Below are 26,039 nucleotides of genomic sequence, written 5' to 3'. Positions count from 1 at the left end.
CCGGCACCCAGTCCGAAAGCGACGGCGGCAGCAACAACATCTGATCGGGTTCGTACGGTCGGAAGATCTTCATGCGCGTATTATCCACGCGCCGGTGTGAACCTGTGCAATCAAAAACGATTACTCGGACGGGCTCCTAGGTGGAATCGTGATGGGAGGCGAACAGTGCAGGCGGGGACGATGGCCCCCGCCTGCAGACCAACGCACATCACTCGACGACAGACACCCTATAGCCTACGGATCCTTGACGCACTTGAAGCTCTCACACATCGGCGGACCGCACAGCACGCAATGGCCAGGTCCCCTCGGACAATTGCAGACTTGACCATCATATCCGCAAGTGCCTACGGGGACCGGGCAGCCTCCGGCGCAAGTGGCGCAACTAACTGGCTCGAGGTTCGAGGAAGTGTCGGTGTCCAGGTGCTGATCGCACGTGGCTACCACGGCAGGCGTCGAAGCCGACTTGACTGGGTGAGCGATGGCGATCATCGCCCCTCCCAGTGCAATGAGAATCGCGATCATCACTGCGGAGGGCAAGAGAAGCGAACGGTGTTTCATGTTCATCCTCCCGCACTAGGATGGGGGCGTGTGAGTCCTTTCGACGACGAGTCCAGCTCGTCGTCGAGGATACTCAGTGAGATCCCGTGCCGGCCAGGCCCCCAATTCACTGCCCGGCCCGAGACTGAGCGTTGTGTTCGACTTGAATCCCCTGTTCTCACTGGCAATAGCAGCGCTGGTTGACGCAGACCGCACCCCCTTGCGGGTCGGTCCGGAGGACATCGGGTTCGTGACGATTTATCTCTTACGACCATGGGGAGCGTTTGTCCATGACCACCCCGGCCATTGTGATCTGTGACCAAAGTAGCCTAGGACCCCGCGTTGGAACGCAATCGTAACCTTCCTGGATAGAAGCCAAAGGCCCGTCGGAATGCCCGGGCAAAGGAGGACCGGTCGTGGTAGTGCAGATCCTCGGCGATGGCTTCGATAGACCGAGAGGATGCTTGGATCTGCCTGAAGGCTCCGAGGAATCGCTGTCGTCGAAACGCCCGCATCGGAGAGGCGCCCGCGGCCAGGTGACAGAGACGATTGAGCTGGCGAGGACTCACGGCGAGCAGACGAGCAAGATCCTTCAGAGTCACGCTTCGAGGAGCACGATTCTCAAGTTGCCGCCAGGCTTCCTGCAGCTGCCCCAACAGGAGACTGCTCCGATCAGTGTGGAGATACCCGGGAGCGTGAGTCCGGTCGAGGCGCACAGCGGGCCCATGGATCGCCCGATGGATTCGATTATGAAGTTCGGCCAATGGACGGCGACAGCAGTTGAGCCTGGCTCGACAGCGATCCAGGATGACGAGCTGCCTGGGATGCCGGTCCAAATGGTGTTGAATCTGCAGAGGGCAGGAAACCACGAGCAACGAGGGGATGTTCTGATCCTGGATTTTGAGACGGTGAGGGCGATCGAGGCAGAGCAGGACCACGCTCCGGCCCCTCACCTTCCTCAAGCGCTGATCCTTCAACTGGCAAGGAGTCCGCTCGGCTCGTGATCCGCGCGGACCGATCGGCTGCATCGGGATTCACCGCGCAATAGCAGCTTCAGGTGAAGCAATAGGAATGCCACGCGGAAGATAAGGATGCGCCCCCAAGGCATTCTTCAATCAGCCGTGGCACTTATCTCGCCGGTCTTGGCTCAGGGCGATGTGGCCACTTACGGTAGGTGGACCCCACCTTGAGACAGGTCGAAGGTGCGATGAGCGGGGGAGAGGCCGGCTTATCGGCAAAGTCTCATCTTCATTTCGCTCTCATGAGATGAGACGCAACTGCAACCGTCTGACGGTGAGGCGGATAGAGGAGGAGGGTTCGGGCGCAATACACGCACCCCAGCGACGAGGAACTGTTCAGCAAGCTCCGTAATCTGTCCTGTTCACATTAGGTGTTCGCACTCGATCACTTAGAGTGCGGACCCTATTGCACGCCGTCCCGGTCGGAGGTACTTGAAAGACACCACATCTTCCCGCCTTGCTGGGCCGGGAACCGGATGCCCGGGTTGCCGGTGGTGCCACCGGAGGCGCTGAGCCGTACTCGGCATGCCCAGCGCCTGCATCCAACGCCGAGAGAGGAGAACCAACATGTCCAAGTCGGTTCGCTACACTCTCCGGTTCCTTGTGATCGTGTTCGTAGTCAGTTCCCTTTCGTCCCTGGTCGGGCCGTCGCCAGGGAAGAACAGCCCCTACCTGTCGTCGCTCTCGGAACTCGCGGCACCTTCCCTGCATGCGCAGAGTTGCGAGTTCAGGAAGTGCAGGTTTGTGCCCAACACGCACTGCCACGATTCACTGATTGCATCGAATTGCACGCTGGGGGGACCCAACGGGTGCACGTCGACACCCTGCTAATAGCTCACGATCGCTTTTCTTGAGGCTTTACAGATGGGGCCGGTGGCACCGCCGGCCCTTTTCCGTATCGTCGGAGTTGCCCGGAACCGTGTACACTCATCCGAGCGACCAGGAGATGTGGGAGAAGGTAGGTCACTGCGCCTCTTCAACCCAAACGGCCGCAGCTCCAGTCTCGTCGTAGCTCACCCGGACCCGCCACGGACGGCAGCACACCTGGCAATCCTCGACGTACTCCTGCGTCGTACCGCCGCCAGGGTCCAGGCCGATCACGACTTTCTCACCGCAGTGGGGACAAGCCACCTCAGCTTCGGTGTCGAGCACGACATCGTCTGTCAGGGCATCAGGGCCGATATGACCAGCCTCATCGTCGTCATCGCTGTCACTGAACATGGCAGACTACTTTACCATCCGCTGACGGCGACGATCTACACGCATTTGCTTGCGACCTTCAGTCGATGGAGATCTTCCGGAGAAGATTGAAGTCGTTCAGCATTTTCCCCGTGCCCAGCACCACGGCGGCCAGGGGATCATCGGCCACGGAAACGGGCAGGCCCGTTTCTTCCCGGACCCGCTTGTCCAGGTTCTTCAGAAGCGAGCCGCCCCCCGTGAGCACGATCCCCTTGTCCACGATGTCCGCCGAGAGCTCGGGTGGCGTCTGCTCCAGCGCCATGCGCACCGCCTCGACAATGTTGGTGATCGTCTCGGACAGGGCCTCCCGGATCTCTTCGTCGGAAATCACCAGGGTCTTGGGGATTCCCTCCATCAGGTCGCGCCCCTTGACCTCCATCGTGAGCTCCTCGTCCAGGGGAAAGGCGGACCCGATGTTGATCTTAATCTCTTCCGCCGTCCTCTCTCCCACCAGGAGGTTGTACTTCCGCTTGAGGTACTGGACGATGTCTTCGTCCATCCTGTTGCCGGCGATCCGGACCGATCGGCTGTAGACGATGCCGGCCATGGAAATCACGGCAACGTCGGTGGTGCCGCCGCCGATGTCCACCACCATGTTGCCGGTGGGCTCCGTGACTGGGAGCCCGGCTCCGAGCGCCGCCATCATGGCCTGCTCCACCAGGTAAACCTCGGAAGCTTTGGCCCGGTAGGCACAGTCCTTGACAGCCCGCTTTTCCACCTGCGTGATTCCCGATGGCACCCCGATGATGATCCGGGGACGCACTCCCAAGGAGCGGTTGTGGGCCTTCCTGATGAAATGATCCAGCATCTTCTCGGTGTGCTCGAAGTCGGCGATGACACCGTCCTTCATGGGACGGATGGCGATGATGTTTCCCGGCGTTCTTCCGAGCATCTCCTTCGCCTCTTTGCCGACCGCCTCTACCTTCCCCGTTTTCTGATTTACGGCGATGATGGAGGGCTCGCAGACCACGATTCCCTTTCCCCGGACGTAGACCAGGGTGTTGGCGGTGCCCAGATCGATAGCCAAATCGTTCGAAAAGAGACTCAAAATCGATCTCGGGCTCCACTGCATGCCGCTACATCTCTCCGTAGATTGGCCGCCGCCAGTTCCTTACTCGTTCAGAGCCGCCTGAGGTGGGCAGACCTCGCCCTTGTATTCCATCGTCGCGGTTGAGAGTAGCGACGCGGATCGCAGGTGCTTGCCACGGGGAATCGACTGTGGCTGCCCGGGAGATTCCGCTCCGAGCCCGCTGCCTGCCGGCGGGTTCACCCGGTTGTTCGCTTGTCCGTCGAGATATTGTCAACCCCGACCGGGTCCACCAAGGTTAAATACAACGATCTCCGGAGGAGTGCGATTGTAATCGCTGTACCGGATCCATGTCGGTCGAGCGCGCACGTAAACAAGGCCTGGCCAGGTCTCCCTCTCACGACCGTCGGGGAAGCGCCCGAAATAGATCTCCTTAAGACGTTCGAGCTCGGGGCCATGGGGCTCATCCGCCACACCCTCGTACTGAACCGTACGCTCGTCACCATCGTTCCAGCCACCAATGACGAACGCGATCTTTGGATTGCACCGGAGATTACCCATCTTCCGCGTTACGTTCAGGGTATCGAAGAACACCTCCAGATCGTCGGTCACCACGACGCCTACAAGCGCCGCTTGGGGAGCACCGGACTGGGACACCGATGTTTGGACGGCCCAGCGGTGGCCGCGCAGGAACTGCAGGAGGTCGGCTCGAGTCATTCACGCCTCGCCTGGAGGACGAACCAATACGAATAAGCCCGTCTCCTTCGGCACGTTTGAAATCACCACCGTGTTGGGAGCGTGCGTCCATCCTACCAAGGACGCCCAACATTCACAATCCACCCGAAGGCGGGCGGCTCAGTTCTGCTGCGGCGGGCGCCGTTCCGAGAACAGTCTCGACGGCCCAGCTCCCTCGTAGCCAACATGCTCAGTCGGGGAGGGCGGGCCGGCACATCTAAGGTCGTTTTCTTCCATCCCTACATGCTTCACCGGATAGCCCTCCCGCCGCGCTCCTCTTAGGATCCGACGCGTCACCGACAACGAACAGAACCCACTTGGTTGGAGGAGGGGGCATGAAGCGTATCTCGCCTCTCGCGCCGGTTTGATGGCCGCAAGACCAAGTCTTCAAGGTGAGGCTTCTTCGCAACGACAGAATTCGGATGGGTCCCGCTCTGTGAAGGCGTTGTCGCGTCGTACCGCAGAGCCGGGCGAAGTGAGACTGGCGCTTGCGATTCTCGCGAATGCGGTTAGATGTCTCAGAGAAAGCCGGGACGCCTGGAATTTCCCTCCCCGTCTGTTCCGCTGGGAGGCCGAGCAGTGGATCGAGAGCAGGGACCGCAAGCCACACTTCTCTTTCGAGAATATTTGTTCGATTCTCAATCTTGACCCCAATGACATCCGAGACCGGATCGGCCTCTGGCGCGCGCGATTGCGCCGACCGTCGACGGGGAAGACCGGCGTTCATTCGACTTGCGGCACGAGAGAGGAATCATCTCAACCATCGTCCCAATACTGACGGCGGCGCGAAGGGCACTCCACACCCTCGCTCCGCCAGCTCGACCCACCCGGGTTCCGGTCCCACCCCAATGGCCGGCACCCGGGATTCCTTTTTTGCCGGAAGGGGGACGGAACGTACCGCAACCCGATGCCCTCGTCTGCAAATAGGTGACCCCGAATCTTCGCGTCCTGTTGCTGCCTCCCCGTCAAACCAGTCGTCTTCTGCTCCAAGGACGACATGCGGCGAACATCCACCGGCAGGGCCGCGCCAACTCACGCACACATGTGGATATCCAGGGGAGTCGAAGAAGCGGGCCGCTGTTAACCGCCGGCCCGCCGGTTCGAAATAGATGAGGTCTGGCTCCGCACGTGATCGAAACGTTCGGACTCATGAGTGGTTCGAACCAGGGGTGCGGGTGCATGCACACCTAGATCAACGTTCGAACTGGGCTTGGTTCGAACCAGAGTGCGCGTGAGGGCACACCTGGATTAATGTTCGAACTTCTCATGACCGCCCACCTCGGAGTCCCCGGGTACCTGTATTCCAAAGCGGCGCCTATGAAGTCACCAGAGCGTGAGCCTCTCGCAAGAAGGCATCCATCTCAGCCGGCGTGTTCAGGATGCTCGGCGCCACTCGCGCGTAGGCCGGCGCACGACTTGGTCCGGCGACATTCCCCTGACGTCGAAACAGACGATGCCGGCGGAGAGAACGATCGCCTCGCGCACAGGACGAGGATGCGACGCGATGTAGAACGCGCTCAGGTGTATGCAGTCACGCGACAGGTTGAACTGGTCGCGCACGATCGACCAGTCTTGAAGATCGCGCGTGCCCTGCGGCTTCGGCTCCGGGGGCGTGGCTCTGCGTGCCGTGGCCAGGCTGCCCGCGACCGGGGGAATCCCCACGCTGGATCGGCCAGGCCAGAGAGTGCCGGGCGCACACGGCTAAAGAGATTTGAACCGCAGCACCGCCGTGAAGAAGTGCTGGCCGGCAGCTACTCACCGCCCGCCCGATAGACACGCTGCGAATGTGACCTGGGTCACAGAAGGAATGGGACGGCTGCGCCTGACTAGGTCCGCTGGATGAGGATCGATGGCTCGATGGCCAAGGTCGTCCTTGAATTCCAGGGTGGATGGTCGTATAGATTTCGGTAAAAAAGGAGCACTGACGCCGCATCCGCATGCGAGGAGAGGAGGGTCCGATGAAGAGAGCCAGAACCTGGATTCAGTGGGCGATCCCTTGTTTCGTACTGGTGTACGCCTGCAGTCTGGCGCTGGGCCAGACTGGCCCGACGGTCGCCTCGGTCGTGCTCAGCCCGTCGACGATTGCCGGCGGCAGCGGCGGCACGGCGACGGGGACGGTCACGCTCAACAGCCTGGCTCCTGCCGGCGGAATCCTGGTGTCGCTCTCCAGCTCGAACACGAGCCTGGCGGCCCCGCGGCCGAGCGTCCTGGTCCCGGAGGGCGCTGCGAGCGCCACCTTCGCGGTTGCGACCAACAGACTGTACCGTCGTTACGGCGGGCTCGCATTCACCGCGAGCATCACCGCCTCCGCGAACGGCTCCAGCGCCTCGGCGTCCCTCTCGGTCACCGCGCAGCCCCGGCCGGCGGACATCAACGGCGACTCCAGCCAGCGACAGGGCGCGGTGTGCGGGGGATCGTTCCCGGCCAGCGGGGGGGAGCCAGGGATTCTCTACCAGTGCTCCACGGCGCCCAACTTCGGCACCGTCGGAAAGTGCACCTTCAAGCAGGAGTGTCTGAGCTTCGGCTGCCTGTCCAGACAAGCGAGCGGATTCAACTTCAACGACGCCTGCGCCACGAGCGGACCCTTCCCGGTCGCAGTGAGCCCCGCGTACCTGGAGAGCGGAAATGCTGCTCAGGGCACACTGCTCCTCGCCTCCGCCGCGCCGTCGGGCTCCGACGCAATGGTTAGGGCCGGGAACTCCCAGACGACCGCCTTCCCGACGGGCTTTTTCCCGATTACCACCGGTGCCACTAACGCGAACTTCCGTGTCGCCACCTCGATCCTGCCGTCCATCGAATTCTCTTCGGTGGGAGCGAACATCGAGGTCCCCGTGCCGATCAGCGGCGGCGGCACCTTCCTCAGCCACCGATTGGGTCTCACCTGGCTCGCGATGACGCCTCCGAATCCTCCGCCGGCCCAGCCGATACCCACCCTCGGCCAGGTATCGGTCGATATCGACCCCGTTATCGGTGGCAACAACTCGCTCGTCTCGATCTGGTTGAGCGCCGTTTCGACATCGGGCGGACCCACGATCGCGATGACGAGCAACAATCCGCAGGTGGCGAGCGTGCCGCCGAGCGGCACCATTCCCCCCGGAAGCAACGTCGAGAACGTGACGATCGCAACTTCTCCGGTCGCGAGCACCACCACGGTCACCATCACCGGCACAGAGGGTCCGCGTTCCCTGAGCGACACGCTCACCGTTCAGGCCTCCTCCTGTACGCCGACCACTTGCGCGGCTCAGGGCAAGAACTGTGGCTCGATCTCCGACGGCTGCGGCGGGACACTGAGCTGCGGCACGTGTGCCGCGCCGCAGACGTGCGGTGGCGGGGGGACGCCCAACGTGTGCGGGGCCACGTGCACGCCGACGACCTGCGCGGCTCAGGGCAAGAACTGCGGCTCGATCTCCGACGGCTGCGGCGGCACGCTCACCTGCGGCACCTGCGGGAGCGGCCAGACGTGCACGAACAACGTCTGCGTCAGCGGCGGCAGCGTCACCTTGTCCTCGCTTACGTTGAGCCCGACGAGCGTCTCAGGAGGGAATGATTCGCAAGGGACGGTCACCTTGACGGCCACTGCGTCGACGAACACGACGGTGAACCTCTCCAGCAGCAACTCGTCCATCGCGTCGGTCCCGTCCACGGCGACGGTCGCCGCGGGCTCGAAGAGCGCGACGTTCACGATCAGGACCAACCGGGTGTCGAACTCCACGAGCGTCACGATAACAGCGTCACAGGGAGGTGTTACGAAAACGGCGACGCTGACCGTAACGGATGGAGGGCGGCACTAGGACCATCGGTTGCAGAACATGGTTTATACACTTGCGCAGCAAGGAGGGCCCGATGGAAAAGCCGCGAGGATGGATTCTGTGGGTGATTCCTTGTATCGTGCTCGGCTACGCTTTCAGTGTGGCGCTGGGACAGACAGGCCCGACCGTTGCCTCCCTGGTATTCAGTCCGTCGACGATTGCCGGTGGTACGGGCGGCACCTCGACGGGCACCGTCACGCTCAACGGTCTGGCGCCTGCCGGCGGGACGCTGGTGGCGCTTTCCAGCTCGAACCCGGGCCTCGCGGCTTCGCGGCAAACTGTCCTCGTCGACGAGGGAACCGGCAGCGTCACCTTCACGGTGGCCACGAACGGCCGTTACCGCCGTTACAGCGGGCTTTCATTTTCAGCGACGATCTCCGCCTCCGCCAACGGCAGCACCCAGACGGCGACGCTGACGGTGACCGTGCAGCCGATGCCGGCGGACATCCGGAACGACTCGACGCAACGGCACGGCACGGTCTGCGGCGGGAGTTTCCCCGCGAGCTCGGGCGAGCAGGGCATCCTTTATACCTGCTTTGACGGGCCCAACCCAGGGACGGTTGGGACGTGCACCTTCAATGCCGAGTGTCTGGCGGCCGGCTGCCAGACGGAAATGTCCAGGAATTTCGCGTTCAACGACGCCTGCGCCAGCAGCGGCCCATACCCGATCGCGCTCAGCCCGGGTCTCATCGAGAGCGGCAGCGCCTCCCAGGGCACGCTCTCTCTCGCCTCCGCCGCGCCGTCGGGCTCCGACGCAATGGTTACAGCCGGGAACTCCCAGGCGACCGCCTTTCCGACGGGCTTCTTCCCGATCCCGACCGGCGCGACCGCGGTCCCATTCCACGTGGCGACCTCGATCCTGCCCTCGATCGAGTTCTCTTCCGTCGGTACGAGCATCGAGATCCCGGTGCCCATCAAGAAGGGCGGTATCTTCCTCAGCCACCGGCTGGGACTCGCTTGGCTCGCGATGACCCCCCCGGAACCTCCGCCGGCCCAGCCGGTGCAGACGCTCGGCCAGCTATCGGTCGACGGTGACCCGGTAACCGGTGGCAACAATTCGATCGCGTCGGTCTGGCTGAGCGCCGTCTCCGCGTCGGGTGGCCCCACGATCGCACTTTCGAGCGACAACCCGCAGGTGGCGAGCGTGCCGCCGAGCGTCACTATTTCCGCCGGCAGCAACGTGGAAATCGTGACCATCACGACCGCACCCGTGGCGACGACAACGACCGTCACCCTCACCGCCACCGAGGGTTCCCGGTCGTACAGCGACACGATCACGGTCGTGCCCGAAAACTGCGTGCCGACGACATGCGCCGGCCAGGGTTTCAACTGCGGCTCGATCTCCGACGGATGTGGCCTCACCGTCGATTGCGGAACGTGCGGCCGCCACGAAATGTGCGTCAACAACGTGTGCACGCGCAAGTGACGCCCACCGCGTAGCTGTCGAGAAGCGATCGAGCGGGCGAGCGGAACAAATGAAGCGCTCCGGTGTCAACCTGCGACCCGCCGTTCCAAGAAGTATGAGTTCTGGCTCCCCACATGATCGAAATGTTCGAACTGGGTGAGGATTTCGTTACCACACGGGGAATCGTCGAAACTGGAGTCGCATTCTCCCTCCCGATCCACCTGCACGATGCCTGGCCCGCCGCCCGCCCGGGTACTCCGCTTCGAGGCTCGGCAGCTCCCTGACAAGAAAATTGTCAGCGTTCAGCGAGATACCACCACCTGTCGGTTCTGCTAGAGTTCGAAAATAGTGGAAGGCTCCGAGTGTCGAAACGTCCATTCGACCGGGGAATGTCGATGTCCATCTCTGGGGCAGGCTTTCGCACCAGACATGATCATCCTCACGAACACTGGAGTCGCCCGGCAGTTGCGCTTAACGGGCGTCACCCGCCAGACAATGACGTCCGAACCGAGCTCTGTTTCGCTCGACATGGGGAGTCAGTGCGATGAGCGATGACCTGAACGCTTGGGGATTCTTGCGAAGGCTCACTTGGCAGCACGTGTTGCTTGTTCTGGCGGTGCTTCTTCTGGCGAGGCTGCTCTCGGTCCTGGTTCGATGGGTGGTCCTCCATGCAGTCACAAAAGCCCCGCCCCGCTTGCGTCTGTCCATCCTGCGCGCAATGCCGATTGCGCACCTGCTCATCGGTGCCGGGGCCGTGGCAACCTCCGTGCCGATCCTGGTTGAGCCAACGCTTCGCAACGTCGTCGCGCTGGCGGCGGCCATAGGCTTGGGTGTGGCATTCGCTCTCAAGGACTACGGCAGCAGCCTCGTCGCCGGACTCGTGACGGTGCTGGAGAACACCTACCAGCCAGGAGACTGGATCAAGGTGGACGGAACTTACGGTGAGGTCAAGTCCATCGGCCTCCGGGCGATGAGCATCGTGACCCCGGACGACACGGAGGTGACGATCCCGCACTTGCGGCTTTGGTCCGCCAGCATATTCAACGCGAGCAGCGGCAATCGAAGCCTGTTGTGCGTGACGGAATTCTATCTTCACCCGGACCACGATGCCACCACCACGCCCAGGCGGCTTAAGGAGATCGCGGAAGGCAGTCCCTATCGAAAGGCGGACACACCGGTCACCGTCATCGTGCAGGAGAAGCCCTGGGGCACGCATTACCGCCTGAAGGCCTACGTCAAGGAGAGCCGCGACCAGTTTCTGTTTATGACGGACCTGACGCTCCGAGGCAAGGAAGCACTCCGAGCAATGGGTCTCCGATTTGCGCAGGCGCCCTACGCCGAGACACCGCGGAGCTGACCGATCACTTCGCCGTTCAGGGTGGAGGCCTTTATCTTGCCCCTCAACTGGGGCGGTCAGGTTGGATTGTCAGACTACGCAAGGGCCTCTACGCTCTCTCCGCGGCTGTCCCGGGCGCATCACTGATACTTTCGATGCGGATGGACTTTTCAGTAGGGACAATTGATGCCGTAGAGCAACACCAGAGTCAGGCCCGGCAGCGCGAATCCCACGAGACCGAACGACACAGCGACAATTCGTCTGATGAGCAAGATCCGCCGGTTTCTCGCGAACGCCTGCAGTATCGGAAGAGCCATCCTCGTCGCTCCTCCTTGTCAGGTGTTGCTTGCGAAGAGCGACCCCCTGCGTCGTTCTCACTACAGCGTTGGCATTTTCGAAGGCGGTCCTTCGCGCCGCTTTTCGTGCTTCAGGCAATACGGGGTCCAAGGTACAGCGTCGAGCCGCTTCGTCTCGATTGGCCCGCCGTCCTCGATGCATTTCCCAAACGTACCGTTGTCAATCCTGGCCAGGGCGTCGCGCACCTGGTTCAGCACGGTGGAATCGGCTTCGGCCTCCGTGAACTTTTCGGAAGCCACTTCGTCAGCGAGACTCGCCTCGCCGAGGTCATGGGCGGAATCAAGAAATTCCCGGCGCCCGTCAGCGACCTCCCGGTCAGTGCGCCCAGACAGCTTCTTTTCAAGGTCGAGCAGACGATGCTTGTACTGTTGAACATTCATGATGTGGTCTCCACAAATGCTGCGGCTGTGCCTGCTGAAAATCCCATCCGGCCCGTCCTTGTTTGGTTTTGAGGTCTGTCCCGCGGATACTCCCTGCCTCACCTAAGGCCGATGAAAGCCTACGTCCAGGGAGGCCCCGGTGTCCATCCCCCGAATCATTTTCCTGCTCTTCCGTGCCCTCTTCCGGGACCGGTCGAAACTGGCTGTAGAAGCGACGGTGGCCAAGCACATGACCCAACGGGGCAGACGGCCTCCGTCACAGACTTGGCGCACCTTCCTCCGGAATCACCTTCGCACCACCGCGGCCCGCGACTTCCTCGTCGTTCCCACTGTCACCTTCCGCCTGCTCTTCTGCTTCGTGATTATTTCCCACGAGTGCAGGCGCATCGTTCCCTTCAACGTCACCGCTCATCCCACCGCCGCGTGGACCGCCCAGCAGATCCGGGAGGCCTTCCCCGGAGACGACGCCGAGCCTCGCTACCTGTTGCGGGATCGGGATGGTGCCTACGGCGACGAATTCCGGCGGGTCGTCCGGGCGATGCTCACCGCGCCTCAATCCCCTTGGCAGAACGCCTACCCCGAGAGGGTCATCGGGTCGATCCGGCGCGAATGCCTGGACCACTTGATCATCCTCGGTGAGAACCATCTCCGAGGCATCCTCCGGCAATACGTGCGCTATCAGAATGAATCCCGGCCTCATCTCTCCCCGGAAAGGAATGCGCCGGTCCCGGGGAGCGTTGAGCCGTCGGCGCTCGGGGCCGTCGTTACTGTACCCCAGGTCGGCGGTCTGCATCATCTCTATACCCGGGCAGGCTGACCCCACTTTCAATATGACACATGTTCTCGATTCGCGCGGAGAAGGTGCGTCTGCACTTGACCCGGTCGACCCGCAACGACGTGATTCCTGAGGCGATTCGGCTCGTTTCATCTCGCCCAGGCACCGGCAGCGCCGACGCGCGCGTTCGTTTCTGCGTCATCTTCGATCCGGATGGATTTTTCAGTAGGCACAAGAACGACAGACGAGCTCCAGGTAGCTCCTCAGGTGATCGACAGATTCTAGCCAGGGAATCGCGAAAACGTTCCTCAAGCAGAAGGTGGGCCCTCAGGATCAGGAGGGTGGGGTCGTCGGTCCGATCCAGATGCTGCTTTATCGAGTCGAGGGGATCCATAGTCGCCCGTAGATCTAACGCCCCAGTTAAGTTGCGAACGAATCAATTAAAAGCTGCGCGGCGGAGCCGCGCGCACTCCTTCGCCTCGTTCGTCAACTTCAACGTACGTCAGGCGGCGGGTGCTGAAGACCAAGAAGTGTCCTAGAACCGAAACCGTTTGCGATACACGCGAGGTTGCAGGGGGTCCCATCTCAACGGCTGGGCCCGAGAACGTGACTCGTAGTCCGCGATCAGTTTGGGGAGGATGTCGTTCACGAACACCTCGAACTGGCGAGCTGCCCCTGTTGCCGTACTACGATGCCATTCGATGAACTGTGCGCGCGAGAACAGGTGGATATACGCCGACCCATTGGTGTTCTTAGCAAAGAGCCACCAAAGCCCTTCCATTTCGCCGAGATCAAAGAAAATAGGCGCATTACTACCTGCCCATTCTCGTAGTAATCCGCAGTCATCCGAGAAGACTTTCCGCACTAGCGAATTCCCGCCAACCGGTACACCTTCTTTCCAACTCGAACCAGGGATGCGAGTGCATACACACATAGATCAACGTTCGAGCTCGGCTTGGTTCGAACCTTTGAGCGCGTGGGGGCCCAGATGATCCAAGGTTCGAACTGAGGCGCGGTTCGACCTGCCACAACAGGCGGGCGATGCCTCAAGTGACCATGGCGTTAGCGGCCACGCACCCAACGGCGGTAAGCCTCGATCCACTCCGATCCTCTGGGGAGCGGGGAAGGCAGCGCGAGATCGAGGAGGGGTACCCGCTGCCGGGTCCGACCGCGCCGACACACCGCCAGGATATCGTTGTGGGCGAGGTCGACTCGTTCGACCGTGACCGGAACTCTAAGGATCTCGGTCTCGAACGGGACCCTCAGCCCCTCTTGAATCATCGTGAACAGGCCGCAGAGCTCCTCGCTCTCGTTGTAGCAATCGATCGTTGCCTCCTCAAGTAGCTCGTTCAATCGCTTCTTGCTGAGACGAGGGCCGCGATTCTTCATGGTTGCTCGCCGAACTCGCGGACCTCGCCTTCGTCCCACACGACAACCGGTTCGCCCTTCGGCTCCTCGTAGCCGAGCGGCGCTTCACCTCGCGCGTAGCCGATTGCACGGTACCCCCTCAGGCGCTTCTCGAACATCCTGCGAAGCATCGGAACTTGGGAGTCCACATAGTCGAAGATGCGCACCTCGGACTTTCGTGGGTGCAGTCGGTTGAGCCGGCCGGCATACTGCATGAGTGTGCCTTTCCAGGAGACCGGGAGAGCCAGGAATAATGTGTCGAGGCGGGCGTCGTCGAAGCCTTCCCCGACATATCGGCCGGTTGCAAGCACCAATCTCTCCTCGTCGTCAGGTATGTCTGACAATTGGGAGGCGACCTCGCGCCGCGCCTTCGCCGTCCTGCCGCCGCGCAGGACCACAAGATGCCGGGTGAAGTTTCGGAGCCGTTCGGCGAAATAGTCGAGGTGAGCATTTCGCTCTGTCAAGAGGATCGGTGAGCGTCCTTCCTCCAGGGAGCAGATCACATCATTCAGAATCAAGTTATTGCGAACCTTGTCAGCGACCAGGGAGTCGTACAACTCCTGAATGCCGGTGTCGGGTTGGACGGTACGCGATCGGAAGGTCGTCTCCCTGACAATGAGACGTTGTTCGAAGGGACGCCGCGCAGCCTCGCTTCTGGCACCGACCGCAAAGCGAACGGGACCGAGCTGCATCTCGATGATGGGGTGGTGACCATCCTGGCGTTGGGGAGTCGCCGTAAGTCCGACAAGATACCGGGCCTTGATCTCGGCGAGCACCTTTTCGAAGGAGAACGCCGGAACATGGTGACATTCATCGACGATCACGTGACCGTAGCTTGTAACGATGTCGTCGACCTGCCCGTGACGGACAAGACTTTGGATCATGGCGACGTCGATGTGCTCTGTTGGCCTGCGCTGCCCACCACCAATCTGGCCTATTCCCTTCGCATCGAGCCCGAGGAACAGGGAGATTTGTGCGCGCCACTGATCGAGCAGTGGACGTCGGTGTACTAGAACCAGCGTGTTCCGAGCCCTCTCGGCGATCAACCGGATTCCTACCACTGTCTTCCCGACGCCTGGCGGAGCAACGATGACTCCTATCTCGTGCTCTAGAACCGCCTGCACGGCCTCCCGTTGAACGGGAGTCAGCTCGCCTGCGAAGCGTATGCTCAACGGCTTCCCCGCCTGACGCTGATCGTCGACATCGAGGGTAACTCCGCGTTCGGTGATCAGATCTTCAAGATCACTCCGGCATCCTCTCGGCAGGGCAATGTGCTGAGGGAATTCTTCTGCGCAGGCAATCACTCTGGGGGTCAGCGCCGTCGACAACCGCATGCTCTGCTTCTTGTAGAATTCGGGGTTCTGGAAGGCCGCCAAGCGCTTGATTTGGTTCAGCAAGGAGGCGGGAAGGCCGACCTTATCGATGAAGAGACGTTGCGCAAGGACGGCGCGGATCGTCTGCGGCAAGGGTTCATTGACGGGCCATCGTCGGGTGAGTCCCGAAGGAGGACGGGCCCAGGGCGTAAGGGCATCACCTTCATCCGTCAATTCAACCTCGCGAACCCCTATGACCCGATCCAGGCGCGTCGCCTCTCGCGCAATATCCTCTGCTGTGGCGGGCCCGATCCTCTGCACGGAGGCCAGCTGGGCCCACTGGTCACCGTAAGGAGCAAGGTGATCGTCAAGGAAAACCGTATTACCCCGCTGACGTGGTCCGTGCTGGAGGGGCAGCGCGATGAGGTTCCCGAATCCTCCGCGCGGCATCGTGTCTTGCTTCGGGAAGAGACGGTCGTAGGATGCCATGCTGACCTGGTGGCGCCGGGTCATGGTTTCGGTGATGAGGTAGCAGCCCATCTTTCGGGCAACGCTGGCAGGGACGGGAGACGCGAAGAAGAACCAGACGTGAGCGCCGTTGCCCGACCGAGATCTCTCCACGGCGGCGGGTATCTGCAGTCGACGACAGGTTTCCGCGAATGCGAGTACGTCGTCCATCCAGGAGCCCTTGTCGAAATCGACAGCCAGGAGCCAACAGGTCTCGTCCTTGAGAAGCGGATAGATGCCGATGACGTGACGCCCGCGCAGGTGATCGAGGATGATCTGGTCTCCGACCTGGATGAATGCCTGGTTCGGGCATTCACCACATCTGATTCGCGGCTTTTCACAGATGCCGTGCACCCACTCGTTCGAGCAGGCGGGAGCGTATCCCTTCTTTCCGGTTTTGGGACTGAGCCACAGCTTTGGGAAGACATCCTCACGACCGCGGAATAACTGACGGAAGAGCCGAACCTTCTCTGCGGGAGTGTCTGGAGCGCACATGTGAGGAATCGGGGAGGGCTCGGACAGGGGCGTGAGCAGAGTCCGAGACTTAGCCAGCTGATCTCGTAACGTCTGGAGGCGCACTCGAGCGCTTTCCCGTTCAGAGTCCAACGTTGCAACTAGCGCCTCTGCACGGGCGATCTCTTCTCTGAGCCGATCCCTTGGGGGCGCGCTCATGGATCACCGATCAGTTCGCCGTTCAGGGTGGAGGTCTTTATCTTACCCCTCAACTGGCCCGCACCTGCGCGAGACGGCACCAAGTAGATCTCATATGGCGGTCATTGGACAATTTCCAAGCATCGCCATATTATATCTAACGCCATCGAACCCAGGGACTGGAGCGATGCAATGAGTCGACCCCGAGACGCTGCTCGAAACAGGCGCGCTGTCTACACCTCCCCGGGGACAGAGCTTGTTCGAAAGCTGGCCGAGAGGGGAGAACGCATCTTCACCGTCAAGGAAGCGGGTCAGGTCGCTTCCAAGGTGGGCCTCTCGGCCGGCTACCTTCATGAGGGACTGCACCACCTGGCGCGGTCAGGTTGGATCGTCAGACTACGCAAGGGCCTCTACGCTCTCTCCGGGGCTGTCCCGGGCGCATCACCCGCCCATGAATTCGAGATCGCGATGGCCCTTGTCAAGCCTTCGGCCATCAGCCACTGGTCCGCGCTCAGTCATCACGGATTGACCGAGCAGGTCCCTCGAACGGTGTTCGTCCTCACAACGGCCCGATCGGTGCCACGGGCACGCGGCGGAAGTCATGGTCGGGCTCACAGTGGATATCCCGTCGCAGGGACGCGCTACGAGTTCATCCAGACCAAGCCCGAACGATTCTTCGGCATAGACGAGGTATGGGTTGGCGAAGCGCGCATAAAGATGACAGATCCCGAGCGGACCCTCCTCGACGGTCTCGCCGCCCCTCAATACTGCGGCGGCCTGCCGGAAGTCCTGCACGCCTTCATGGTTCGTGCCCCCAATCTCGAGTTGAAGCGCATCATCGGCTACGCCCTCAAGCTCGATGCTGCGACCGCGAAGAGGCTCGGATGGATCCTGGAACACCAGGTGCGGATCGCCGCCGCCCAGCTTGAACCTCTTCAAGAAATCCCCATCAAGGGCTACCGGACCTTGGATCCGACCGGTCCACGCGGGGGAGCATGCGATCGGAGATGGATGATCCAGGTGAACGCTCCAGGGATATCGAAGGAATGAAGCCGCTGCGGTTGCGCCTGGAGGAGGCGCGCAAGCGGCTGGGTCTTCCCTGGGAGGTTCTTGAGAGGGATTACCTGCTTTCATGGATCCTTGCAGGCATCACGCAGGTCGAGATATTGCAGAACTCGCTGGTCTTCAAAGGCGGCACCGCCCTGAAGAAGTGCTACTTCGGCGACTATCGATTTTCGGAAGATCTGGATTTCACGGGTGTGGAGTCCGTCCCGACTGGTGCCGTGATGGAAGCCGCCGTGAAAGAGGCCTGCGCGCGCGCCGTGCAACTTCTCGATCCCTATGCGCCCGTGGAGATCGTATGTGAGCGCCATAAGGAACGAGAACCCCATCCTGGATCTCAGGAAGCCTTCGACATTCGCGCGCGCTTCCCCTGGCACCGGCAGCCCCACACCCGTGTCATGGTCGAGGTCGCTTTTGACGAGAAGCTACTCAGGTCCCCTTCCCGGCGTCTCGTCCTCCATGATTACGGCGAGCCGCTCAACGCGGAGATCGCGACCTACTCGCTGGAGGAGATAGTCGCAGAGAAATTGCGGGCCATTCTCCAGCACGCCAGGGCGCTCGAGAGCCGGGGTTGGGTCCGTTCAAGGGCCAGAGATTACTACGATCTCTGGCGGATCCTTGGGGCGTCCCCGGCTCGGCTGGACGTATCGAATTTCGAGGCGATCCTGCGAGAAAAGTGCGCCGCCGCAATGTCGCCTTCTCTGGACCGGATTCCTTCTTCCCCGGAGCGATGCTGGGCCATGTCGAAAAGACTTGGACGCAGTGGCTCGGGCCTCTCGTACCGGACCTGCCTTCGTACGAACGCGTGATCGCAGATTTGCGTCCGCTGATCGAGAGACTGCTATCGAGCAAGGCGTAACGCCTCACGGTAGTCCGGGGTCGCTTGAAGAACAACAGCGGGCGTCGACAAGAAAAAATCCAACGTTCGACTGCCGGTTAACAGCAGTTCGAACGTTGGATCAGATGAGTTCTGGCTCCCCAAGCGACGGTCTCTTCGAACTCGGAGAGCAGTTCGGTTTAACAGGCAGAGGCCCGGCGAGACCCCACTCCGGCCCGATCCCGGATCAGGATGGCTGGTTCGCCGCCCGCCAGGACCTCATGCTTCGAGGCTGACCCAATCGACGGCTTCTGTAACCTCACCCGCAGTCGGTCGGGGCTCGGAGGAGTAAGCCCGGTGCAGGACGAGACTATGGCGAGACTAACCTGACCTCGTGTGCGTGAAAGTGGGGCAAGACCAGATCCGCTCATCGTGAGCATCCGTGACCATTGCGCCACCCCGTCCCGGGATTCAGCGGGCGACGCCGGTCGCGAAGACGATCTCCGCCTCGTCGACAAAATCACGCGGGCTCATCTTCTCCAGGCGCAGGCGGGCGCTGCAAAGGAACGTTTCCCGCGTCTCGGAGGCCAGGGAGTCTACGCGGCGCTTGCTCCATCCGAGCTTCGTTCGCACCGCTATGAATTCCTCGAGGGTGTAGGCGTGCCCGAAGCGATGGTTCCAGGTTCGAATTGACCCGAAACCGGCCCGCTGTAACAGACCACGCATGCGCTCCGGAGTGCAGACCGGTTCGTGGTTCGACATCATCTCCGGAACGGCCGGCGCAGCGCCACGGGAGTCCAACTCCTCGATCCAGGCTCGCTGCGCCGGGAAGCGCGGGTCGCCGTCCCAGGTTGTGGCCCCGATCACCCCTCCCGACCGAAGAACCCGCCGTGCCTCGATCAGCACTTCCTGAGGATCGGCGGTGTGGAACAGGACGAATGCCAGAACCACAGCGTCAATCGAGGCGGATGCCAGCCCGAGACGGCCGGCGTCCATCACCGCGCGTGGAACCTCGACGGGCGCGACGGCGAGCATGCCGAGGGCCCTGTCGATCGCCATCACCATGGCTCCAGGAGCGCGGCTCTGGATCCCAGGCAATAGCGCTCCGCAGCCCGACCCGACGTCGATGATTCGGGAGGTCGAAGAAAGCGGCAGCGAAGCGAGGAGCTCCAGCCCGTGAGGGAGCAGGAGAGGCGCCCAGAGATCCCGATAGGGCAGGGCGTCGGATGAGTACCTCTCGGAGACGATCTGACCCCAGTCTGCCTTCGGCTTCGCTTCCAATGCTGATGCACCCTCCCCGCTATGGCCGTGACTGCCGGCCGGCGCCAGCGATCCTACACAAATCGGTGCACGATGGGCGCGAAAGCGGGCGTCATGGCGGCAATCCGACCCGCCGCACGAGATCGGCAAAGCGGGGGTCCGAGCGCAGCGGGTCGAGGATCGGAATGAACTTGAGGTCAACGAGAAATTGGGAGCGTTCCTCGTATGCTCTGTCGAGCCACGCAAAGGCCTGATCTTTATCGCCCAACCCTGCATGAACGATCGCAATATGAAAGAAAGGCACGTACCTTCGCTTCGACTCCGCCGTCAGCTCCTCCAGCGCCCGGAGCGCGTCATGCCGTTCGCCCGCTTGAGCATGGGCGTTCCCGATGAGAGCCAGTGCCATGGTGCTGCCTCCCCCGAGAGCGGAGAACTTCTCATATTCGGCGATGGCCTCCCGATACATCCCCTTTGCCGCATACACCTCCCCGAGCCGCAGGTGTGTCCGGGGGAAGTTTGGCTCCATCTCCAGCGTCTTCCGGTACGTCTTGATAGCCTGGTCGTAACGCCTCGAGAGGTGGTACGGCCACGCCTGACCGTGATTGATGATGATGGAAAGCGGGTCGAACTCCAGGGCTCGCCTATCTTCCTCAACCGCCTCGTCGAATCTCCCAAGCGAGCAAAGAAAGTTGGCATACCGAAGGTGGGCCGTGGCATAACCAGGACTGAGCTCGATGGCTCGCTTGAAGTCCTTCTCGGCGGCCGTCCAGTCCCAGTCGTAGGCCCATCTCACGAATCCCAGAGCCGTGTGGGCCTCCGCAAGGGTGTCGTCAAGCTCCAGGGCTTTGAGGGCGGCCGCCTTTGCTCTGGGCATCGTTTCGCGGGAAGGGAGCACATCGATTCCGGTATATCCGAGCATGACATAGGTGTTGGTGAGCTGGGCATAGGCCGCGGCGTAGGCGGGGTCCTTGTCGATCGATTGCTGGAAGTATTCGAGGGCCTTCCGGGCGCCTTCCTGGGTGTCCTTGGCCGCGTAATATCGCGCCTTCAGGTAGAGCTGCTGGGCCTCTGGGTCAACCGGGCGCGCCTCAGCAAAGCGCGCCTGTTCCTGCGGCGTCAATGCGATCTTGATCTCCCGGGCGATCGACCGCGCGACCTCGCTCTGCAACGCCAGAACGTCCCTCAAGTCGCGCTCGTAGCTCTCACTCCAGAGATGGCGATCCGTGGCCGCCTGGATCAACTGCGTGGTGATCCGCACCCGGTCCCCGGCGCGCAGGACCGAGCCTTCCACGAGCGCGTCCACGTTCAGCTCACGGGCGATCTCCGGCAGGGACTTCTTCGTCCCCTTGTATCGCATCGCGGAGGTTCGAGAGATCACCCGCAGGGCCCGAATCTTGCCGAGATCGGCGATGAGCTCCTCGGTCATCCCGTCGGCGAAGTATTCCTGCTCTGGGTCCATCGAGAGGTTTTCCAGCGGCAGCACCGCCAGGGACTCAATTCGGCCCGGGGCGGCCCGGCCGAAAAGTCGTTCCCTCACACCGGCCAGGTTCAGACCCACGATCAGCGCGGCAAGCGAGAGCAAGGCACTCGCCGGTAAGAGAGCCCACCAGAGGCCGCGCAGCCGCGACCGAGGCGCAGCTCTCGGCAGCACGGGCGCCCCCAGCCGCTCCAGATCGATCTGCAACTCCGCGGCCGACTGGTAGCGTCGTTGCGGCTCCTTGTCCAAGGCCTTCACGATGATGCCGTCCAGAGCGGGAGAGATACGGCCGTTGATCGACCTCGGCGTCTGGGGCGCATGATGCAGAATCTCGTCGATGAGCCGCGGCGCGCTCGTCTCCGGGAAAGGCCGCTGTCGTGTGGCCATCTCATAGAGCACGGCCCCCGCCGCGTAGATGTCACTGCGGGCATCCATTCTCTCGCCGCGTAGTTGCTCGGGCGCCATGTAAGGCAACGTCCCCACCGCGGCGTGTTCGCGGCTCAGCGTTTCGATCTGGGACCGTTCTCCCGCGGGCCGCAGCAGCATCGCCAGGCCGAAGTCGAGCACCTTGGCCTGTCCTTTGAGCGTCACCATGATGTTCCCGGGCTTCAGATCCCGGTGCACCACGCCCCGCTCGTGCGCCCCCTCCAGGGCCGAGGCGATCTGCGCGCCCAGTGTCGCCACCTCTTTTTCGGGGAGCGGGCCGCCCGCCAGCTTTTCGGCCAGCGTCTGCCCGGGAACGAATTCCATCACCAGGAAGTCCACTCCCTCCTGGGTGTCGAAGTCGAATACGGTCGCGATGCCCGGGTGACTGAGTCTGGAGAGGGCGAGCGCTTCCCTGCGGAAACGCCGACGGGCCGCTTCGTCCGAGAGCAGTCCCGGGGAGAGGACCTTCAGGGCGACGTCACGCTCAAGGCGTTCGTCGTGCGCCCGGTACACGACCCCCATCCCGCCGCCGCCGATCTTCTCGAGGATGCGGTAATGAGCAAGCGTCCTGCCTTCCATCGGCCGGGACCTCTTCATTTCGAACAGTCGAAGGCGGATCGGCGTGACTCCGTGAGCCGGATTCTATCAGAGCGTCGGTGGGAGGCGCCGAGACACAGCCAACCGGTCCTGCGCCAATAGAGCAAGAGCCTCGGTCGCGTAAACGACCGAGGCTCACGAGGGAAAAGGCGTTGGCTCCCCACGTGATCGAAATGTTCGAACTCGGGAGCGGTTCGAACCAGGGGCGCGGGTGCATGCACACGCAGGTAAACGTTCGAGCCTGGCTTGGTTCGAACCACGGAGGACGTGAGTGTACACCTAGATAAACGTTCGAACACGGTGTCCCGTTGGCCTCCGGAAAAAGAGCGGCCCCGGAGGACCGGGGCCGCCAGGGAACTTGTGACAGGCTTTTCGCGGAGACTACGGGCAGGGTTTGTGGAGCTGGATATTCCCTCCAGCCAGGTGGCCAGCAGCCCGATAGCCGTTGCTGAGGCCGATAGTCAGACTGTCCGTCGACCGTCCCGGCTCTCCGTTGTCCTCCACGTCAATCTGATAGGTGTATCCCGGCACGCCATTGATCTCGGCGGCCCCCTCGAAGTGGCGACTCGTCTTGGTCCTTCCTTCTGCATAGACCGTGATGGTGGTCGCCTTCATATGCATCCCGGTGCGGTGGTCGATGTAATTGAAGGAAACGTCCGGGGAGGATGCGTTTGGCTTGAACCCGGCGTTGAAGCCGAAGTTGGCTCGGTCCCCGCCGGTCATGATCCAACCGCCGCCCGTGACGAAATCCTCGCACTCTGGAGCTGGGGGGCAGCCCGGACAGCCGTTAATGTCGCTGTGGGTGCCGGCAAGCACGACCTCGTCCCCGGATTTGAGGGTCAGGTGCACCGCGTTGACTGTGATGGCCCTGGACCCAGCACCCAGTTCCCTCCGCTGCTCATTGATGGTCAGCGTGGCCAGCGGGGGCCCTCCTATCGGATCGGGAAGAGTGAACACCTGATTCGGAGTAAAGGGATCGACGCTGAGGGCGAGGCCCCCGAAGGTGACCTGAGCCACCTCCGTTGAGCCCCGCACCCCATCGCAGGTCGCCTCCGATTCGGCTCCCACGAACCTCGCGGTGACCTGCGCGACGTTCCCGGGAAACAACTGGGCTTCCACAAGAGACGCCGAGCTCCGCGCCACGCCGTTGGCCCCGCTGGTCCTGGCCACCAGGAGCGCCGCGCTGAGAATACCTGGAACCTGAGCGTCGACGAGTTGAGCTGACCGGGACCCGCCTTGGGAGGGCAGTTCACCCGTGTCGGAGAAATACTGAGGGCCGAGGCCCAGGGTGGGAAGATTGACGTAGGCCGCGAAGGCCCTGCCACTGTAAGTGACCTGAGCCTGGAGGGGAGATGCCCAGCCGCTCAGCGCAATAGCCACGACGAACGTCGTGCAGCCGAACCAGAAATGCTTCGTCTTGGACTTCATGGTCGACTTCTCCTTTCTGAGAAGCCGGCGCCCACGCCAACGGATGAGTCTCGCGTTCTTCAACTGTCACTGGATCACCTCCTTCCGGCGAGACCTCTTCTGAGGTGAAAGGGCTCACCCTCCCGGTTAGGGTTAATCTCCTCCGGGCTTGCCCGAGAGGGTATCCGGGGAAAACCTGAATTGCGGTCAAGGAAACCATGGAGGAGATTGACTGGATGGTTCTGTCCGGGGTGCTTCGGGCCGGGAACGGTGGTCGGCGTGGTCCGCGCTGGGGGACTCGCGGCCCGCACTTCCGAGAAGTATGAGTTCTGGCTCCCCAAGCGTAACTCTCCTCGAACTCGGGGACCGGCGGGTTAACAGCCAGAGAGCCGTCGGGACCCGGTTCCGGTCTCAGCTCGCCCGGCGATGGGGTGCGCCGACGAGCGTGTTCGCCCTTGTATCACTTTCGACCCGGATGGACTTTTCAGTAGAGACAAGGACTCCAATCTGCGGGAAGCGCCCGGTGTTAGACAATTATGGCCTTTGTACACCGCGAACGCTGGCCCGCATGCCGTTTGTTTCCGCTTTTCTGACTACCGCTCCGGGTAATCTGAACGTTTCGGCCGCACGAGCGGTCAGCGATCCGAAAAGACGTATCCTAGGATGACCCCGAACACCCCACTAAGACACCTTAACACTCGTGGCTCTCCCGCACTCAAGAGGATGATGCAAGAGCAGATGCACATCGACACGACGATGGATTTGACTGCGTTTCGACTCCATTCGCCATTCTTGCGGCCTACGACGACGATTTGTGCTCCAAGAACGACGACACTGAACACAACCGCCATCGCCACACCCCCTCGTCGAGCCATTGAACTCACTCTTTCCATTTCCGGGCGCTTTGAGGGTAGGTCGATGAAATAGTTCGCGTTGGGGTCAATCTTTTCAATCGCCTCAAACACCGCACTCCGGACAGGCTCTACAGAGCAACACCCCACATCAAGTAGAGTCGGGAGGACCGTAGTCGCTTCTGCTCCAATTTCACCCGCTAAATCGGCAGCTCGCTTCTGATCCGCAATGATTGGGGATTGAAGTTTCGCAGTTACAATCGGCAGAACTCTCTCCCGGCTTCCCTCAATCCGCCAAAGGGCCTCCGCAATAGCAAGATCCGCCATACCACTCCACTCTTCCATTGCGTTTACTAAGCTCCCTGTAGCCGGCCGAGCCGCCGGCCCCATCTCCCCCAAACACTTAGCTGCATCATCCAGAGCGGGCAACGTCAACCGCGGGTCCTTCAGAATGCCAGTAAGGGCTTCGACAGCAGTTGATACCTCACCGCTGACCTTCCATAGCGCTCGTGCGATCGATGGTTCTGGATGTGCAATGAGAACCATGCGAAGGGTTGGGATCGCTATTGCTGCCTCTGTTCCAATCTCTGCTAGAACGGAACCAGCGGACCATCGAGTGATGGGATCAACGCTCTTCAGTTCATTAATCAACATCCCTAGGACGGTCTTGTTCTGCGGGTTATTCCGATAGAGCGCACCCATGGCGCGAGTCCGAAGAACACCATCCTTATCATGCATGAGATGATTCAACTCGGTAACCGTCTTCGATGGCAACTGACCACGAAAGGAAACCATCGTCTGAAACATGTTCAGGCGCGCGGCGTCACTCGCGTGAGGATCTAACAGCAGGGAGTGAACACTGGATTGAAGACATACAGCGGTCGGACATATTGAACGAACGGCGTCGTATGCCTCTTGCGCTTCCTGACTGTTCGAATGATGCCAAAATCTCTGGATGTACGGGAGGGCGCGCTGAGCAGCAAACCCGATCCTGCCAAGCTCACGGACTGCCTGCCTGCGATATTGCTCGTAGTATGTATACCGGAGGACATCAGTAATTGCCGACAGGGCGATCTGTTCGCTGCCCTCGGCAAGTGTCGAATGAACCAAATGATAGTAGGCTGCACCGGCAGCGACCACCACGCCATCGTTCTCGTCCGACAATCTACTCCGCAGCGCTGCAAGAATCCTATCCGAGCCGCGCTCGACATTGCCAAGAGCAGTTGCTGCGCTTTCTCGGACCATGGGTGTGTCGTCGCCTAAGGCGTTCAGCAAAGGTTCTATCGAGCGTTGATCTCGGGTAGGGAGTCTAGACAATAGCTCTACCGCTCGAACCCGTGCGGCATCATCGGGATGAGATAGCAGCTCTATCGTCACATCGATCGGCCGATCCGATGAGGTTAGATTAGCGAGCGCTTCGGCGGCGACAAGCCGAAGTCTCCAGTCACTATCGCCAAGGGCGCGCTCGAGGAGAGGCGCTGCTCCGCTAGCGAGAGCCTCCGCATCGCGAAGGCCGATGGCGGCCGCCTCTCGACACATGCTGGACTGATCGGCGAGCTCATCAGTCCAGACCTGGACGACATGGCTTTCAAGGAGTCCAACGGGGGCTGGAAATGCGTGGGAGGGAATAGTGAGCAGAAAGAAC

The 26,039-nt window shown here is 61.7% G+C and carries 21 protein-coding genes; 6 read left to right on the top strand and 15 right to left on the bottom strand.

The window, feature by feature from the left end:
• The first annotated feature begins 953 nt into the window (after nt 1-953).
• On the top strand, nt 954-1,541 hold the full coding sequence (locus VEW47_10195; GenBank protein ID HYS05550.1) for a hypothetical protein: 588 nt from the start codon (nt 954-956) through the stop codon (nt 1,539-1,541).
• Nucleotides 1,542-2,519: 978 nt separating this feature from the next.
• Here the strand turns inward: VEW47_10195 and VEW47_10190 are convergent.
• The 7 genes from VEW47_10190 to VEW47_10160 form a co-directional block, all read right to left on the bottom strand.
• Nucleotides 2,520-2,777, bottom strand: coding sequence for a CPXCG motif-containing cysteine-rich protein (locus VEW47_10190; GenBank protein ID HYS05549.1), 258 nt, complete (start codon nt 2,775-2,777; stop codon nt 2,520-2,522).
• A gap of 58 nt (nt 2,778-2,835) precedes the next feature.
• Nucleotides 2,836-3,867, bottom strand: a complete 1,032-nt coding sequence (locus VEW47_10185) for a rod shape-determining protein (protein ID HYS05548.1) — start codon at nt 3,865-3,867, stop codon at nt 2,836-2,838.
• A gap of 228 nt (nt 3,868-4,095) precedes the next feature.
• Complete coding sequence (locus VEW47_10180) at nt 4,096-4,539, bottom strand: pyridoxamine 5'-phosphate oxidase family protein (protein HYS05547.1); 444 nt, start codon at nt 4,537-4,539, stop codon at nt 4,096-4,098.
• Between the two features lie 1,392 nt (nt 4,540-5,931).
• Entirely contained in the window at nt 5,932-6,219 is a 288-nt protein-coding gene (locus tag VEW47_10175) for a hypothetical protein (protein HYS05546.1), read from the bottom strand.
• A 319-nt stretch (nt 6,220-6,538) separates the two neighbouring features.
• Nucleotides 6,539-6,811, bottom strand: coding sequence for a hypothetical protein (locus tag VEW47_10170; GenBank protein ID HYS05545.1), 273 nt, complete (start codon nt 6,809-6,811; stop codon nt 6,539-6,541).
• Nucleotides 6,812-7,189: 378 nt separating this feature from the next.
• Nucleotides 7,190-7,759 (bottom strand): hypothetical protein, encoded by a 570-nt coding sequence (locus VEW47_10165; GenBank protein ID HYS05544.1) that lies wholly within the window; start codon nt 7,757-7,759, stop codon nt 7,190-7,192.
• A 180-nt stretch (nt 7,760-7,939) separates the two neighbouring features.
• Nucleotides 7,940-8,278, bottom strand: coding sequence for a hypothetical protein (locus VEW47_10160; GenBank protein ID HYS05543.1), 339 nt, complete (start codon nt 8,276-8,278; stop codon nt 7,940-7,942).
• Between the two features lie 122 nt (nt 8,279-8,400).
• Here VEW47_10160 and VEW47_10155 point away from each other — a divergent pair, with 122 nt between their 5' ends.
• Complete coding sequence (locus tag VEW47_10155) at nt 8,401-9,792, top strand: hypothetical protein (protein HYS05542.1); 1,392 nt, start codon at nt 8,401-8,403, stop codon at nt 9,790-9,792.
• Between the two features lie 523 nt (nt 9,793-10,315).
• The gene (locus VEW47_10150; protein HYS05541.1) at nt 10,316-11,128 is read left to right on the top strand and encodes a mechanosensitive ion channel domain-containing protein; all 813 of its coding nucleotides are present in this window, start codon (nt 10,316-10,318) and stop codon (nt 11,126-11,128) included.
• A 149-nt stretch (nt 11,129-11,277) separates the two neighbouring features.
• Here the strand turns inward: VEW47_10150 and VEW47_10145 are convergent, their stop codons facing one another.
• Together VEW47_10145 and VEW47_10140 are read right to left on the bottom strand one after the other, a co-directional pair.
• A complete protein-coding gene (locus VEW47_10145; protein HYS05540.1) occupies nt 11,278-11,424 on the bottom strand; it encodes a hypothetical protein in 147 nt (48 codons plus the stop codon).
• Between the two features lie 60 nt (nt 11,425-11,484).
• Entirely contained in the window at nt 11,485-11,844 is a 360-nt protein-coding gene (locus VEW47_10140) for a TraR/DksA C4-type zinc finger protein (protein HYS05539.1), read from the bottom strand.
• A gap of 229 nt (nt 11,845-12,073) precedes the next feature.
• Here VEW47_10140 and VEW47_10135 point away from each other — a divergent pair, with 229 nt between their 5' ends.
• Nucleotides 12,074-12,661 carry an integrase core domain-containing protein gene (locus VEW47_10135; protein ID HYS05538.1) on the top strand — a complete coding sequence of 196 codons (588 nt, stop codon included), beginning with the start codon at nt 12,074-12,076 and terminating at the stop codon, nt 12,659-12,661.
• Between the two features lie 1,020 nt (nt 12,662-13,681).
• Here the strand turns inward: VEW47_10135 and VEW47_10130 are convergent.
• Nucleotides 13,682-14,008 (bottom strand): hypothetical protein, encoded by a 327-nt coding sequence (locus tag VEW47_10130; protein ID HYS05537.1) that lies wholly within the window; start codon nt 14,006-14,008, stop codon nt 13,682-13,684.
• Nucleotides 14,005-16,200, bottom strand: coding sequence for a DEAD/DEAH box helicase family protein (locus tag VEW47_10125; protein ID HYS05536.1), 2,196 nt, complete (start codon nt 16,198-16,200; stop codon nt 14,005-14,007). The genes VEW47_10130 and VEW47_10125 overlap by 4 nt, the downstream gene beginning before the upstream one ends.
• Nucleotides 16,201-16,689: 489 nt before the next feature.
• Between VEW47_10125 and VEW47_10120 the strand changes: the two genes are divergently transcribed.
• Both VEW47_10120 and VEW47_10115 read left to right on the top strand, forming a co-directional pair.
• Nucleotides 16,690-17,547, top strand: a complete 858-nt coding sequence (locus tag VEW47_10120; GenBank protein HYS05535.1) for a type IV toxin-antitoxin system AbiEi family antitoxin domain-containing protein — start codon at nt 16,690-16,692, stop codon at nt 17,545-17,547.
• Complete coding sequence (locus VEW47_10115; protein ID HYS05534.1) at nt 17,544-18,368, top strand: nucleotidyl transferase AbiEii/AbiGii toxin family protein; 825 nt, start codon at nt 17,544-17,546, stop codon at nt 18,366-18,368. Before VEW47_10120 ends, VEW47_10115 begins: the two co-directional genes overlap by 4 nt.
• A 479-nt stretch (nt 18,369-18,847) precedes the next feature.
• On the opposite strand, the gene VEW47_10110 is transcribed toward VEW47_10115, so the two are convergent.
• The 4 genes from VEW47_10110 to VEW47_10095 all read right to left on the bottom strand — a co-directional run bounded on the left by VEW47_10110 (nt 18,848) and on the right by VEW47_10095 (nt 25,933).
• A complete protein-coding gene (locus VEW47_10110) occupies nt 18,848-19,657 on the bottom strand; it encodes a class I SAM-dependent methyltransferase (protein HYS05533.1) in 810 nt (269 codons plus the stop codon).
• A 91-nt stretch (nt 19,658-19,748) separates the two neighbouring features.
• The gene (locus tag VEW47_10105) at nt 19,749-22,118 is read right to left on the bottom strand and encodes a protein kinase (protein HYS05532.1); all 2,370 of its coding nucleotides are present in this window, start codon (nt 22,116-22,118) and stop codon (nt 19,749-19,751) included.
• A gap of 399 nt (nt 22,119-22,517) precedes the next feature.
• The gene (locus VEW47_10100; protein HYS05531.1) at nt 22,518-23,564 is read right to left on the bottom strand and encodes a choice-of-anchor P family protein; all 1,047 of its coding nucleotides are present in this window, start codon (nt 23,562-23,564) and stop codon (nt 22,518-22,520) included.
• A 614-nt stretch (nt 23,565-24,178) separates the two neighbouring features.
• Nucleotides 24,179-25,933 carry a HEAT repeat domain-containing protein gene (locus tag VEW47_10095; protein HYS05530.1) on the bottom strand — a complete coding sequence of 585 codons (1,755 nt, stop codon included), beginning with the start codon at nt 25,931-25,933 and terminating at the stop codon, nt 24,179-24,181.
• Nucleotides 25,934-26,039 lie beyond the last annotated feature (106 nt).

The sequence above is a fragment of the Candidatus Dormiibacterota bacterium genome (assembly GCA_035635555.1).
Classification (GTDB): domain Bacteria; phylum Acidobacteriota; class Polarisedimenticolia; order Gp22-AA2; family Gp22-AA2; genus Gp22-AA3.
Note: the sequence above shows the minus strand (reverse complement) of the source record. Positions and strands in the feature narration are given on the sequence as shown.

What these genes read in the sequence shown, in the direction of transcription:
- VEW47_10190 (HYS05549.1), bottom strand. Translation starts at nt 2,777, where the DNA reads ATGTTCAGTGACAGCGATGACGACGATGAGGCTGGTCATATCGGCCCT.
- VEW47_10185 (HYS05548.1), bottom strand. Translation starts at nt 3,867, where the DNA reads ATGCAGTGGAGCCCGAGATCGATTTTGAGTCTCTTTTCGAACGATTTG.
- VEW47_10180 (HYS05547.1), bottom strand. Translation starts at nt 4,539, where the DNA reads ATGACTCGAGCCGACCTCCTGCAGTTCCTGCGCGGCCACCGCTGGGCC.
- VEW47_10155 (HYS05542.1), top strand. Translation starts at nt 8,401, where the DNA reads ATGGAAAAGCCGCGAGGATGGATTCTGTGGGTGATTCCTTGTATCGTG.
- VEW47_10150 (HYS05541.1), top strand. Translation starts at nt 10,316, where the DNA reads ATGAGCGATGACCTGAACGCTTGGGGATTCTTGCGAAGGCTCACTTGG.
- VEW47_10145 (HYS05540.1), bottom strand. Translation starts at nt 11,424, where the DNA reads ATGGCTCTTCCGATACTGCAGGCGTTCGCGAGAAACCGGCGGATCTTG.
- VEW47_10140 (HYS05539.1), bottom strand. Translation starts at nt 11,844, where the DNA reads ATGAATGTTCAACAGTACAAGCATCGTCTGCTCGACCTTGAAAAGAAG.
- VEW47_10135 (HYS05538.1), top strand. Translation starts at nt 12,074, where the DNA reads ATGACCCAACGGGGCAGACGGCCTCCGTCACAGACTTGGCGCACCTTC.
- VEW47_10130 (HYS05537.1), bottom strand. Translation starts at nt 14,008, where the DNA reads ATGAAGAATCGCGGCCCTCGTCTCAGCAAGAAGCGATTGAACGAGCTA.
- VEW47_10120 (HYS05535.1), top strand. Translation starts at nt 16,690, where the DNA reads ATGAGTCGACCCCGAGACGCTGCTCGAAACAGGCGCGCTGTCTACACC.
- VEW47_10115 (HYS05534.1), top strand. Translation starts at nt 17,544, where the DNA reads ATGAAGCCGCTGCGGTTGCGCCTGGAGGAGGCGCGCAAGCGGCTGGGT.
- VEW47_10105 (HYS05532.1), bottom strand. Translation starts at nt 22,118, where the DNA reads ATGGAAGGCAGGACGCTTGCTCATTACCGCATCCTCGAGAAGATCGGC.
- VEW47_10100 (HYS05531.1), bottom strand. Translation starts at nt 23,564, where the DNA reads ATGAAGTCCAAGACGAAGCATTTCTGGTTCGGCTGCACGACGTTCGTC.
- VEW47_10095 (HYS05530.1), bottom strand. Translation starts at nt 25,933, where the DNA reads ATGTGTCGAGAGGCGGCCGCCATCGGCCTTCGCGATGCGGAGGCTCTC.